Source organism: Actinoplanes philippinensis (assembly GCF_900113015.1).
GTDB classification, from domain to species: Bacteria; Actinomycetota; Actinomycetes; order Mycobacteriales; family Micromonosporaceae; genus Actinoplanes; species Actinoplanes philippinensis.
In genome coordinates, this window is record NZ_FONV01000004.1 from 451,302 (window position 1) to 464,194 (window position 12,893).

At 73.5% G+C, this 12,893-nt stretch carries 13 protein-coding genes; 6 read left to right on the top strand and 7 right to left on the bottom strand.

All coding sequences use genetic code 11. The features are described 5' to 3' along the window. Window positions 1-50 precede the first annotated feature (50 nt). Both BM290_RS12415 and BM290_RS12420 read left to right on the top strand, forming a co-directional pair. Complete coding sequence (locus tag BM290_RS12415) at window positions 51-707, top strand: TetR/AcrR family transcriptional regulator (RefSeq protein ID WP_093613262.1); 657 nt, start codon at window positions 51-53, stop codon at window positions 705-707. Beyond that, a complete protein-coding gene (locus tag BM290_RS12420) occupies window positions 704-1,513 on the top strand; it encodes a phosphotransferase enzyme family protein (protein ID WP_093613264.1) in 810 nt (269 codons plus the stop codon). Before BM290_RS12415 ends, BM290_RS12420 begins: the two co-directional genes overlap by 4 nt. On the opposite strand, the gene BM290_RS12425 is transcribed toward BM290_RS12420, so the two are convergent. Continuing rightward, window positions 1,508-2,068, bottom strand: coding sequence for a suppressor of fused domain protein (locus BM290_RS12425; RefSeq protein WP_177319679.1), 561 nt, complete (start codon window positions 2,066-2,068; stop codon window positions 1,508-1,510). The genes BM290_RS12420 and BM290_RS12425 overlap by 6 nt on opposite strands. A 107-nt stretch (window positions 2,069-2,175) precedes the next feature. Here BM290_RS12425 and BM290_RS12430 point away from each other — a divergent pair, with 107 nt between their 5' ends. Beyond that, window positions 2,176-3,324 (top strand): M50 family metallopeptidase, encoded by a 1,149-nt coding sequence (locus tag BM290_RS12430; protein ID WP_203779275.1) that lies wholly within the window; start codon window positions 2,176-2,178, stop codon window positions 3,322-3,324. On the opposite strand, the gene BM290_RS12435 is transcribed toward BM290_RS12430, so the two are convergent. The 4 genes from BM290_RS12435 to BM290_RS12450 all read right to left on the bottom strand — a co-directional run bounded on the left by BM290_RS12435 (window position 3,321) and on the right by BM290_RS12450 (window position 5,428). Beyond that, a complete protein-coding gene (locus BM290_RS12435) occupies window positions 3,321-3,959 on the bottom strand; it encodes a gamma-glutamylcyclotransferase family protein (protein ID WP_093613268.1) in 639 nt (212 codons plus the stop codon). The genes BM290_RS12430 and BM290_RS12435 overlap by 4 nt on opposite strands. Window positions 3,960-3,976: 17 nt before the next feature. Further along, window positions 3,977-4,759 (bottom strand): membrane protein insertase YidC, encoded by a 783-nt coding sequence (yidC, locus tag BM290_RS12440; RefSeq protein WP_093613270.1) that lies wholly within the window; start codon window positions 4,757-4,759, stop codon window positions 3,977-3,979. A 69-nt stretch (window positions 4,760-4,828) separates the two neighbouring features. Then, a complete protein-coding gene (locus tag BM290_RS12445) occupies window positions 4,829-5,110 on the bottom strand; it encodes a DUF6412 domain-containing protein (protein WP_239143479.1) in 282 nt (93 codons plus the stop codon). 9 nt (window positions 5,111-5,119) lie between these two features. Continuing rightward, window positions 5,120-5,428, bottom strand: coding sequence for a TM2 domain-containing protein (locus BM290_RS12450; protein ID WP_093613272.1), 309 nt, complete (start codon window positions 5,426-5,428; stop codon window positions 5,120-5,122). A 135-nt stretch (window positions 5,429-5,563) separates the two neighbouring features. Here BM290_RS12450 and BM290_RS12455 point away from each other — a divergent pair, with 135 nt between their 5' ends. Next, window positions 5,564-6,649, top strand: a complete 1,086-nt coding sequence (locus BM290_RS12455; RefSeq protein ID WP_093613274.1) for a glycoside hydrolase family 19 protein — start codon at window positions 5,564-5,566, stop codon at window positions 6,647-6,649. A gap of 114 nt (window positions 6,650-6,763) precedes the next feature. Then, entirely contained in the window at window positions 6,764-7,921 is a 1,158-nt protein-coding gene (locus BM290_RS12460) for an FAD-dependent oxidoreductase (RefSeq protein ID WP_093613276.1), read from the top strand. On the opposite strand, the gene BM290_RS12465 is transcribed toward BM290_RS12460, so the two are convergent. Further along, window positions 7,881-11,129 (bottom strand): AfsR/SARP family transcriptional regulator, encoded by a 3,249-nt coding sequence (locus BM290_RS12465; protein ID WP_093613278.1) that lies wholly within the window; start codon window positions 11,127-11,129, stop codon window positions 7,881-7,883. The two genes, BM290_RS12460 and BM290_RS12465, sit on opposite strands and share 41 nt — an antisense overlap. A gap of 124 nt (window positions 11,130-11,253) precedes the next feature. Here BM290_RS12465 and BM290_RS12470 point away from each other — a divergent pair, with 124 nt between their 5' ends. Then, window positions 11,254-11,889: a DUF998 domain-containing protein gene (locus BM290_RS12470; protein ID WP_203779261.1), complete on the top strand. Its 636-nt coding sequence runs from the start codon at window positions 11,254-11,256 to the stop codon at window positions 11,887-11,889. Here BM290_RS12470 and BM290_RS12475 read toward each other — a convergent pair. Next, a complete protein-coding gene (locus BM290_RS12475; RefSeq protein ID WP_093613280.1) occupies window positions 11,886-12,881 on the bottom strand; it encodes a glycerophosphodiester phosphodiesterase family protein in 996 nt (331 codons plus the stop codon). The genes BM290_RS12470 and BM290_RS12475 overlap by 4 nt on opposite strands. Window positions 12,882-12,893: the final 12 nt, after the last annotated feature.

Sequence of the window (12,893 nt, forward strand, 5' to 3'; positions counted from 1 at the left end):
GTTCCAGAGGCAAGCTTGGAACGTCGTTCCAGACATGTCAAGATGGGCGCATGGCTACCAGGACCGGTCAGGACGGGCTCTCCCGGGAACGCATCGTCGAGGCGGCGATCGCGATGCTCGACGACGGCGGAGAGAGCGCGCTGACCTTCCGCGCGCTCTCCACCAGGCTCAAGACCGGTCCGGGCGCGATCTACTGGCACGTGGCGAACAAGGAGGAGCTGCTCGCCGCGGCGGTCCAGGCGACCCTCGCCGACGTGCTGCGCAGTGACGAAGCCGACACCACCCCCCGCGATGCGGTACGAGCCCTCGCGCTCGGCATGTTCGACGCGATCGACCGCCACCCGTGGATCGGCGGGCAGCTGGCCGGGCTGGCGTCGCGGTCCGCGTCGATGCGGATCATCGAGCGGCTCGGGCAGCAGGTGCAGGCGCTCGGCATGCCGCACCACCATCAGTTCTTCGCGACGTCCACGCTGTTCAGCTTCATCCTCGGCGTGGCCGGGCAGAACGCGGCGAACGCGCGGGCGCGGGTGGCCGGCAAGAGCCGCGCCGAGCTGCTGGGCGCGGAGGCCGCGGTGTGGGCGAGCCTCGATCCGGCCGAGTTCCCGTTCCTGCGCGGGGTGGCCGGCCAGCTGGGCGACCACGACGACCGGGAGCAGTTCCTGGTCGGCATCGACCTGATCCTGGCGGGCATCGGCGCCGCCCGGTGACGCCGTGGGCCCGATGGCGGCTGGCGAATCACCGGGCGCTCACCGACCGGGTGAACGGCACCTGGGCGGCCGAGCGCGACGGCCTCCCGGTGATCGTCAAGTTCTTCACCGAGCAGGACTGGCGCTACCCGTTGCGGGTGGCGGCGGCGCTGCGGGCGCAGGGCTGGCCCACCCCGGAGCCGATCGAGGAGCCGCTGGTCGTGCCGGGCGGGGCCTGGGTCCTGTTCGCCCGGCTGCCCGGCCGGCCGCGGGATCCGGGGCCGGCCGAGCAGCGGGCGCGGGGACGGCTGCTCGCCGAGCTGCACCTGGCGGCCACGGCGACCGGCATCACCGGGCAGCGTGGTGGTTTCGCCCTGCCCGCCGACGTCGTCGCCGACCCGGAGCTGGAGCGCTGGCTACGGGCGCACGAGGCGGCGCGGCCCGAGGAGGGCGCGATCCTGCGGCGCTGCCGGGACGCGGCGGTGGCCTGGTTCGACGAGCATCCCGGCATCGACGCGCCGCGCAGTGTCATCCACGGCGACGTCGCGCCGTGGAACCTGCTCTACGACGACGGCCGCCTCACCGGGCTGCTCGACTTCGAAGGCGCCCACCACACGTACCAGGTGGCCGACTTCGTGCTGTCCTGGCGCGGATACCAGGACGAGGTGATCCGCGGCTACGAGGAGGTGCGGCCGCTGCCGGAGGCGGAACGCGAGTTGATCCGGCCGGTCTACCGCGCCTGGATGTTCCTCGGCCTGACCCGGCAGCCGGCGGGCGCCGCCGCCCTCGACCTGAGCTGGCAGATCACCCACATCAACCGGCTATGACCAGAGGTCACGCTGGGTCAGCAGGGACTCGGCGAAGGCCAGCGGGGACATCAGCCGGCCGCGCTCGCGCTCGGTGTCGGTGATCGGGACGACGTTGAGGATGCGCACGGCGCCCTCGCCGGTCCGGACGTAGTCGAGCGCCTCCGGGCTGAGCGGCCCGGAGAGGAACACCGACCGGCGGCCCGGGAACGCCGGGAACTCCTCGCCCAACCCGATCATGTGACCCCAGTTGAGCTGGTCGCCGGTGAGGAACGGGTGGACGGCGAGATTCGCCAGCCGTACCGCGATGGCATGCTCCTCGGAACGCTGCAACCGGCCGCGCCGGGCCAGCCGCAGCTCGGCCCGCCCTCCCCCGCCCGGGCCCGGCGCAGCCGGCATCGGCTGCGCCGCCATCCCGATGGTGGCGAACGTCGTCAGGTCGAGCGTCCGGTAGACGAAGACGTCGAGCCGGGACAACGGCCCGTAGGGGTCCTCGAAGAGGAACCCGTCGTGCTCCTCGCCGTCACGCTCGCGGTAGGCGAGGAAGATGTCGCGGAGAATCGCGATTGCAGGCATATCAGTCTCCGCTCCAGCCGATCGATCCGGCACGAGGCCCCGATGATCATCCCCTCGTTCCGGCGGGGCGATACTACGCGGCCGTCGCGGCGTACGATCGCCGCGTGCTGGCATACGTCATCGGGGTCACGCTGTTCGTCGCCGGGTTGTGCGTCTCGCTCGCGCTGCACGAGGCGGGTCATCTGCTGTCGGCGCGCGCCTTCGGGATGCGGGTGCGGCGGTTCTTCGTGGGCCGGGGCCCGACCGTGTTCTCGTTCCGGCGCGGTGACACCGAGTACGGGTTGAAGGCCCTGCCGATCGGTGGTTTCTGTGAGATCGCGGGCATGACCACGCTCGACGACCTCACCGAGGACGAGCGGCCACGGGCGATGTGGCGCCACCCGGCGTGGCGGCGGACCGTGGTGATGGCCTCCGGCGCGGTCACGCACGTGCTGCTGGCGATGGCGATCCTCTACGGCCTCGCGGTCAGCGCCGGCCTGCCCAACCTGCATCCGGTCGCCGAGCCGGTCGTCGCGTCCACCACCTGCCCCGCGACGACCTGCCCGGCCGCCGACGCCGGGATCCGGGCCGGCGACCGGATCCTCGCGGTCGGCGCGACGGCCACCCCGCTCTGGTCCGACGTGCTCGCCGCCGTGCAGTCCGCGAGCGGCCCGACCGCGGTGACCGTGCGGCGTGGCGGCACGACGCTGACGCTGACCGTGGACGTGGCGCGGGTGACCCGGGGCGGGGCGCGGGTGGGGATGATCGGGGCGACCGCACAGGCGCCGCCCGCCTCTCTGCGGTACGGGCCGGTGGACGCGGCCGGGGCCACCGTGGCGTACACGGGTGACCTGTTCGGCCGTACCTTCGCTCAGTTGATCGCCTTTCCGCAGCGCCTGCCCGCGGTGGTGGCCGCGATCGGTGGCGCCGAGCGCAGCCCCGACACCCCGATCAGCATGGTCGGGGCGAGCCGGCTCGGCGGTGAGGCCGCCGAGCGGGGCCTGTGGGAGGTCTTCCTGCTGCTGCTGGCGAGCCTGAACCTGTTCATGGCGGTGTTCAACCTGCTGCCGCTGCTGCCGCTGGACGGCGGGCACATCATGGTGATCTGGTTCGAGCGGGCGCGTGACGCGCTGCGCCGCCTGCGCGGGCTGCCGGCGGCCGGGCCGATCGACTTCACCCGGCTCTACCCGGTCACGATGGCGCTGGTCCTGATCGGCGGCGCGGTCATGCTGCTGACCGTCACCGCCGACGTGGTCAACCCGATCCGGCTGTCCTAGCCGGTCACGCCCGCCGGGCCGGCTCGGTACGGGTCTGTCGGGCGACCCGCGCGCCGCCGGTCGAGATCGACGACCCGTTCCGGGGGGACCGGCAGGCGCTCCGCGCGGAACCGGTCGAGAACACCGTCGTAGAAACCGAAGGCGGACGTCACCCGGTCCAGATAGCGGCGCCAGATCACCGCCGTGCCCGCGGCGGTCCCGGTCGCCGCCGCCCGGGCCGCATCAGCGGTGCCGACGTAGAGCCAGACCCGGCCGGGTCGCCGGTGTGCCGGGATCGCCGCCATGTCGACGTGCTCGGTGACCTGGAGGCGCCGGTAGTTCCCCTCCCGTTCGTCGAGCGCCGGCAGGTCCTCGGCGCGCAGCGGCAGCAGGGCGCCGTCGAGGCTCGCGCCGGGCATCGGCGCCGCGTCGAGGAAGAGCACCTGGCACGGTGGACGGATGCCGGTTCCCGGCTCGAAGTACGCGACCTCCCGCCCGGCCACCGCATTGTCGGTCGCCACCGTCCAGGCGCGGCGGTAGCCGGCGAGCACCGCCGGGAAGTAGTCCCTCCCCAGCCGGGCGTGCGGGCCGCACAGGGCGGCCGCCGTCTCAGGGTGCGCCAGGGAACCGTAGGCGAAGACGGCGTCGGCGGGCACGGTCGAGGCGGGCCCGGTCAGCCGGCCGGCGTGAGGACCGCCGGCGTGGCCGGATACCTCCGGTTGAGCCAGATCTGCTGGCCGAGGGCGAACAGGTTCTGCGTGGTCCAGTAGAGGATGACGCCGACCGGGAAGATCAGGCCGGACACCAGCAGCGACAGCGGGAAGCCGAAGAGCATGAGCCGCTGGACGGTGCGCTGCTGCGGGTTCTCCGACCAGCCGGCCTTGAGGATCGACATCCGGGTGGTCAGGAACGTCGTGGTGATCATGGCGGCGATCAGCACCCCGGCGACGAGCTGGACGGCGCCGCCGGACTGGAAGGACGCGGCGATCGGGGCGCCGAACAGGTGGGCGCCGGACGCGTCCAGGAACTGCGTCTCCGACCAGCCGTAGAGCGTACGGGTGGCGACGTCCTCGATGGCCGGGTTGAGGTGGCGCAGCACGTGCAGCAGGCCGATGAAGATCGGGATCTGGATCAGCATGGGCAGGAACGCGCCGAACGGGCTGACCTTCTCCTGCTGATACAACTCGGTCAGCTCGCGCTGCAGCGACTGCGGGTCGCCCTTGTGTTTGGCCTGCAGCTCCCGGAATCTCGGCTGCAGCCGCTGGAGGGCCTGCTGCGAGCGGACCTGCCGCAGGAAGAGCGGGAACAGCGCGACCCGGACGGTCAGCACCAGGAAGACGATGCCGAGCACCCAGGCCCAGTCGGTGCTCAGGCCGTGCGGGTCGCCGAGCAGGGCGTCCCAGGTCGAGTGCCAGAACAGGAGCACGGCGGAGATCATGGAATAGATGACGGACATGGCGAACCCCCAGGGGCGGCTGACGACAGGATGATCGGCAGCGGCCACCCGACGCGGGCAGCAGCGAGGTCAGGCGGCCGCGGGGGCCGCGGTCGGTCCTCGGGGGCGGGTGCGCCCGGACGCGTCCGGGTCTCGGTGGCGGGGCACGCCGGTGCGCACGGCGCGGGTGCGTAGAGCGCCCGCGGTGGCGTGGCCGTCAGCGGAGGGGGCGCGGCGGACCAGCAGGACGCGGGCCAGGACGGCGATCAGGACCACACCGACCAGGGCGCTCGCGCCGCTCGCCAGATCGGACGAGCCGGTGGCCTCGGCCAGCATGCTGACCAGGCGCCAGAGCGCGTCCCACCATTTCACCGGCACAACCTAACACCCGTTGTCGAGGATCCCGTATCTCGCCATGATCATCGCCCGGCGGTGACGGTTGACGGCGCGCACGCGCCTGCCGACGAAGAACACGTCGGCCAGCGTCCACACGCCGAGGCCGCCGAGGGTGAACAGCATCGCGACCGAGCGCCCGGTGTCACCGAGATAGAAGCGGTGGCCGCCGATCAGACCGGTCAATCCCCAGAGGAGGTACGCCACCCGCGTCTCCTTACGGACCGACGCGAACTCGTGCTCGGCCCGCAGGACACGGAGGCGCTCCCATTCCGGCAGCGGCGCGGCGACGGTCATCGGCGGATCTTAGCCCGTCATAATTTCTGAACTTTCTTAACAGATATCTTGACGAGCGGTCTCCCCATCTAGTCGAATCGATATACCTCTCATCCCTCTCGCACCATGCGTCCCCCGGCGCACGGAAGGTGAAGCATGCCCAGAAAACGGGTGTTATCCATCCTGGCCACGATCGGTGTCGCGGTGGCCGGCGCCGCCGCGGCGATCCTGCCGATGACCGCGTCAAATGCCGCCGAGGCGTGCGTCGCGGCGTACAACAACTCGGCCGTCTACACCGGCGGGCAGCGGGCCTCCTACAGCGGGCGCAACTGGACCGCCAAGTGGTGGACCCAGGGCGAGGCGCCCAGCACCGGCGGCTCCGGCGTGTGGGCCGACAACGGCGCCTGCGGTGGCGGCACCACGAACCCGCCCACCACCTGCAACTACCCGAACTGGGTGGCCGGGCAGTTCTACCCGGCCGGATCGATCGTGCGCTACACGAACGGGCAGTACTACCGGGCCACCAACGAGAACCCGGGATACGACCCGGTGATCAGCACCTGGTACTGGTCGCCGTACACCTGCACCGGCGGCGGCACCACCAACCCGCCGACCAACCCGGGCGCCTTCCCGGTCTCCGAGGCGCAGTTCAACCAGATGTTCCCGAACCGGATCGCGTTCTACTCGTACGCCGGCCTGATCGATGCCGTGAAGAAGTATCCGGCGTTCACCGCCACCGGCAGCGACACCGTCAAGAAGCAGGAGGCGGCCGCCTTCCTCGCCAACATCAACCACGAGTCCGGCGGCCTGGTCTACGTCGAGGAGATCAACCAGGCGAACTGGCCGCTCTACTGCGACCGCAGCCAGCCCTACGGGTGCCCGGCCGGGCAGAGCGCCTACCACGGCCGCGGGCCGATCCAGCTGAGCTGGAACTTCAACTACAAGGCGGCCGGTGACGCGCTCGGCATCGACCTGCTCAACAACCCGGACCGGGTCAAGAACGAGTCGTCGGTCGCCTACCAGACCGCCGTCTGGTACTGGATGACCCAGCGCGGGCCGGGCACGATGACCCCGCACGACGCGATCGTCAACGGCCGCGGCTTCGGCGAGACGATCCGCAGCATCAACGGCTCCCTGGAGTGCAACGGCGGCAACCCGGCGCAGGTCCAGAGCCGCGTGGACGCGTACAACCGCTTCACCGCCATCCTCGGCGTCGCCCCGGGCGGCAACCTGTACTGCTGACAGTTCCGGCGGGGCCGGCCTCGGCCGGCCCCGTGTCCGCGCCGCGGGAGCCCGGTGTCCGCGGGCGGCGCCATCGTTCACGAGCACCGCATCCGACGAACACGGAGGAGCATCGTGAACACTCCCGTCACCATCATCGGCGCCGGCCTGGGCGGTCTGGTCCTGGCCCGAGTCCTGCACCTGAACGGCATCCCGGCGGCGGTCTACGAGGCCGAGCCCACGCCCACGGCCCGGTCGCAGGGCGGCATGCTCGACATCCACGACTACAACGGGCTGCTCGCGATCGAGGCGGCCGGCCTCACCGCCGAGTTCCGCGGGATCGTCCTGGAGGGCCGGCAGGCGTTCCGGTTCCTCGGCACGGACGGCACGGTCCTCTTCGAGAAGGACGACGACGGCTCCGGCGGACGCCCCGAGGTGCAGCGCGGAGACCTGCGGCGGATTCTGCTCGACGCGCTTCCGGACGGCACGGTCCGCTGGGGCGCCAAGGCCGACACGGTCCGCGGCCTCGGTGACGGGCGCCATGAGGTCACCTTCGCCGACGGGTCGACAGTGCGGACCGATCTGCTGGTGGGGGCCGACGGCGCGTGGTCGCGGATCAGGCCGCTGCTGTCCGCCGCCACGCCGGAGTACACCGGTGAGTCGTACATGGAGACGTTCCTGCACGACACCCCGGCCCGGCACCCGGCCGTCGCCGCGACGGTCGGCGCCGGAGCGATGTACGCGCCGTCGGCAACCGAGGGTATCGTCGCGCACCGGGAGAGCGGCGGAACCGTCCACACCTACGTCTCGCTCGTCCGGCCGCTCGACTGGTTCGCCGGCATCGACTTCGACGACCCGGCCGCGGCCGCCGCCCGGATCGCGAGGGAGTTCGACGGCTGGGCGCCGGAGCTGACCGCGCTGATCACCGAGGCCGACCGCGGGCCGATTCCGCGCCCGCTGCACACCCTGCCGCTCGGCCACCGGTGGGATCGGGCGCCGGGCGTGACGCTGCTGGGTGACGCCGCACACCTGGTCGCCCCGAACGGCGAGGGCGCCAATCTGGCCATGCTCGACGGCGCCGATCTGGGCCGGGCGCTGGCCGCCCATCCCGGCGACGTCGAGACCGCGCTCGCGGAGTACGAGCAGGCGATGTTCCCGCGTACCGCCGAGGTCCCGTCCGGTGAGGAGCTGATGGCCAGCTTCTTCGGCGACAACCCGCCCGAGGGACTGCTCGCCGAACTCGGCGCCCTTCCTACCGCGTCGGACGACCGCCCTGGGCGTACGCCGCGGTGAACCCGTCCTGACCCAGCGCGGCCGTCGCCCGGCGGGTGAGTTCGCGGACCTGCGGGTCGGTACGGTCGTGGGCTCCGCGCAGCCGGGCGGCGACACCCAGGAGCACCGCCGACTCGTGGGGCCGCCCGCGCCGGTCGGCCACCGCGGCCCGCTGCACCGTCAGCCGGGCCAGCAGCGGCAGTTCCCCGGTCGCCTCGGCGGCCGCCGTCGCCACCGCCAGCGCCCGCTCCGCGCCGGGCGGGTCGTCGCGCGCGAGCAGGTACGCCGCCCGGGTGCCGCTCAGCAGCGCCCGGGCGTGACCGCCGGGGAACACGGTGGCGGCGGACAGGCCCCGCTCGGCGGCGTCGAGCAGGTCACCGGCCCGGTCCAGGTCACCGAGCGTCACCCGCAGGGCCGCCTCGTGCACGTCGACGAGGACCAGCATCTCCGTCGAGGAGGCGCGCATGGCACGGGCGCGGGCGGCATCGAGCGTCGCGGCGGCCTCGCCGGTGTCGCCGCGGCGCAGGTGCAGGTCGATCCAGCGCAGGTCGCCGTAGAGCTGGTCGCTGAGGCCGAGCGCGCCGAACCTGCCGGTCAGCGTCCGGGCCTCGGTCAGGTCGGCCAGGGCGCCGTCCAGGTCGTCGTATCGCCGGAGCATCGCGCGCATCGGCAGCACGGCGGCCCGGGCCCACTCGTCGCCGGCGTGGTGGAGGTGGTCCAGGGCCGCCTCCACGTGGTGGCGCATCCGGTCGAGGGCGCCGGTGTTCTCGGCGATCTCGGCCCGGAACATGTGCGCCAGCCCGGCCGACCACCGATCCTCACCGTCGGCGAGGCGCTCGAAGGCGGGCAGCGCGGCCCGCTCGTCCTGGAGGAACAGCAGGATCGCGCCCAGCAGCCGGAAGAGGCCCGGCAGGTCCGGGCGGGCGAGCAGCCGGCCGGCCAGCTCACGCATCTCCGCCCGGTCGCCGGCCGCCTCCGCCGTGGAGATGCCGGACAGCAGGTCGGCCCGGTTGAGCAGGTGGGCGGCGCGGGCACAGTCACGGGCGACCGAGGGCTCGCCGCCCGGCACCGCGAGCGCCGCCCCCAGCCAGTACGCGCCGTCGGTGTGCCGGCCCCGCATCTGCCAGTACCAGGTCAGGTCGAGCGCGAGCGTGATCGCGCCGGCCGCATCGCCGCTGGCGCACCGGTGGTGGAGGGCGGCGAGCGTGTTGTCGTACTCGGCGTCGACGGTCCGGAGGGCGGCCGGCTGGCCGGGGCCGCGTAGCCGGGGATCCTGTTCGGACATCAGTGCGGCGAAATATGCGGCGGCCCGATCGCGGGTCTCGTCGAGGGCGCCGGTCTCGGCGAGGCGCTCACGGCCGTACTCCCGGATGCTCTCCAGCATGCGATAGCGGCCGGTGGCCGGATCGAGGTGCAGCAGCGACCTGTCGACGAGCGAGGCCAGGAGGTCCGCGACGTCCGTGCCGCCCGGGCAGACCGCGGTCGCCGAGCCGGTGGTGACGGTGCCGGGCAGCACGGCGATGCGTTCCGCGACGGCACGTTCGCCGGCGTCGAGCAGATCCCAGCTCCACGCGATCACGGCGCGCAGAGTGCGGTGCCGGGGCGACGCGGCACGGCTGCCGGTGCCGAGCAGGCGGAAGCGGTCGGCGAGCCCGTCGGCCAGATCGGGCAGCGCCAGGGTCCGCAGGCGGGCGGCGGCCAGCTCCAGCGCGAGGGGCATCCCGTCGAGGCCGCGGACGAGACGCACCACATGCGGCAGTGTCGTCTCGTCGACCTGGAAGTGCGGGCGGACGGCGGCGGCCCGCGCGGCGAACAGGCGGACCGAGGCGGCGTCCCGGGCCCGCGTGACGTCGTCGTCCGGGCCGGGCAGCGCGAGCGGGCCCAGCGGGACGAGCCCTTCGCCGTCGACGGTGAGCGGTTCCCGGCTGGTGGCGAGCACCCGGAGGCCGGGACAGCGGGGCAGCAGCGTCGCGAGCAGGCCGGCCACCGCGTCGATCAGATGCTCGCAGTTGTCCACCAGCAGCAGGACGTCCCGGCCGCTGAGCTCGGCGAGCAGGAGATCGAGCTCGGCGCCGACGGCGCGGCTGAGCGGGCCGCCGGTGCGCGGGCCGATCGCGGCGAGCACGGCCGCGGGGGTCTCGGCCGGGTCGGTGACGGAGGCGAGGTCGACGAGGCGGACACCGTCGCGGTGCTCGGGACGGAGGCGGTGGGCGGCCTCCAGCGCGAGGCGGGTCTTGCCGGCGCCACCGGGTCCGACCACGGTGGCCAGCCGGCCGGCACGCAGCAGCTCGGCGATCCGGTCGAGGTCGTCGTCGCGGCCGATGAAGCTGGTCAGGGGCGTCGGAAGGGCCACGGGCGCGGCGGCCGGGAGAGCGGGCGCGGGGACGGCGGCCGGGAGGATGGGCCCGGGGGCGGCGGCCGGGAGGATGGGCGCGGGGGCGGCGGCCGGGAGGATGGGCGCGGGGACGGCGGCCGGGAGGGTGGGCGCCGGCCGGGCGGGTGCGGGTCGTAGCAGGCGCAGGTGCCGCTCGCGCAAGGCGGTGCCCGGATCGGCGCCGAGGCCGTCGGCCAGTGCCTCGCGGACCCGCTCGTAGACGGCGAGGGCCTCCGCCTGCCGGCCCAGCGCGGCGAGCGCATCGATCAGCGACGCGGCCGCCCGCTCGTGCGCGGGATGGTCCGCCACCAGCCCGGACAGCCGGGCGGCAGCGGCCTCGGCCCGTCCGGCGGACAGCTCGGCCCCGGCGAGATCGGTGACCACCTCGACGGACGTCTGCGCCAGCCGCGTCGCGACGGCGGGCGCGACCGCGGCGATCACCGCGGGCTCGACGCCGGGCCGGTCGCCCCACAGCGCCACCGCCTCGGCCAGGGCCGCCTCGCGGCCGTCGGCGGCGAGTCTCTCGAACCGCACGGCGTCGACGTCGGACGCCGCCACGGCCAGCCGGTATCCACCCGCGACCGCCTCCACGACCGCGGGATCCGGGGCGTCCGGGCCGAGCGCGCGGCGCAGCCGGGAGACGAGTCGCTGCAGGGTGTGCGCCGGGTCGGCGGGCGGCTCGTCGGCCCACACCGCGTCGATCAGCACCGCCGGTGGGACCGCCCGGCCACCGGCCAGGGCCAGCCGGACGAGCAGGCTCCGCAGCCGGGCGCCCGGCACGGCCAGGGCGGTGTCACCGCGGGCGACGCGGAAGGCGCCGAGCAGCGTGACCCGTAGCCGTGTGCCGCCGTCCATCCACAGATCTTCGCGCGGTCCGCCGCCGGGCCTCGCGGTGGGGGCGATGTCCGTGCGGTGTCCGAGGCATGTCAGCGCCGGCCCGCAGGCTCGGGGCACCGAACCACCCGTCGAAAGGATCATCGTGACCGACGTCAGGCAGCGTCCCGCGGCCGCGGGGGCTCTCCTCGCCAGCGGCATCGTCTATTTCACCGGCGAGTTCGTCACCGCCGCGGCGTGGAGCGATCCGCCCTACAGCTACACCCACCACTTCATCAGCGACCTCGGCGTCCACGGGCCGCTCACCGCGTTCGGGCAGTACATGTACTCCCCGCTCGCGGCCGTGATGAACACCGGCATGGGGTTGACCGGCCTGGCCGTCCTGGCCGGAGTCGCCCTGCTGAAAGGACTGTCCCGCGGCCTTCGGGCGGCCACCGTCGCCGCGGCCGTCGTGCTGGCGGCCGGCATGCTGCTGGTGGCGCTCTTCCCGGGAGACGGGGACAGCGGCTATCACGGGCTCGGCGCCATCCTGGCGTTCGTCTCCGGCAACGTGCTGATCGTCCTGCTCGGCCGGGCACATCGGCCGCTCGGGATGAGCCCCGGGACCGGCCGCCTGCTGACGGCGGCCGGGGCGCTCGGCATCCTCTCGCTGGTGGTCTTCGCCACGGTCGTGACCTCGGGCCCGGGCCTGCTCATCGGCCTGTTCGAGCGAGGGATCATCTATTCGTTCCTGATCGGCTTCATGCTCGTGGGGGCGCGGCTGCGCCGGGGCCGCGCCTAGCGTCCGCCGGCGAGCGGGGCGATCACGTCGGTACGGTTGGTCCACAGCCAGCCCGACCAGCCGGACGGGACCGCGTCGAGATCCTCGGGCTGGTCGAAACCCTCCGACCAGTCGCCCTCGCCGCCCACCAGGATCACCCGGGTGTCGACGTCGCGCATCCGGTCGACGAACAGGTTCGGCCAGCCCCACAGGTACTGCCCGTAACGCCGGGGCAGGTGCAGCTCGGTGCGCCGGCAGCTGTCCGCGACGTGGCCGGTCCAGCCGGTCGCCAGGTAGTCGACCAGGCAGTCCTTCATGATCGCCCGCGAGGTGGCCCGTACCTGCGGCAGACGGGAGCGGACGGCCTGCACCGAGTGGTCACCGCCGTACACGCTGATGGTCGTCAGGCGCTCGGCGGGCAGCGTGGCCAGGTAGCCGGCGAGGGCCGTGCCGTCGGCCGGGTCGTCGTCCTTCAGGTCGATCAGCAGCTCCCGGCCGGGAAACGCGGCCACCACCTCCTGCGCCGTGGGCAGCAACCCGACCGCCGTGCCCCGCAACGGATGGGTGGCGCCGTTGTCGGCGGTGTAGCCGTAGCCCAGGTCGAGACGGCGCAGCTCGGCGAGGGTGTGGTCGGCGACCCGGCCGGTCCCGTCGGTACGGCACTCCAGCACCGGATCGTGGAAGACCGCCAGCTGCCCGTCGGCGGTCAGCTGCACGTCGAACTCGACCATGTCGGCGCCCACGTCGAAGGCGGCCCGCATCGACACGATCGTGTTCTCCACATAGGTGTGGCCGGGCGGGTGGATCCGGGTCGCCGTGCAGGTGTCGTTCCCCACTCCGTCGAGCGGGAACGTCTGGGCGAGGCCCCGGTGCGCGAGCAGCGACGGCCGGCCCTCCCCGCCGCCCCGCAGCGCCGAGGAGTTGCCGGCCCACAGACCCGCCACGACCAGCAGCGCCACCGCCAGTGTCAGCCACAGTCGACGGACCCACCGGCGCGGTTTCGCTTCACGCATCCGGAAACTATG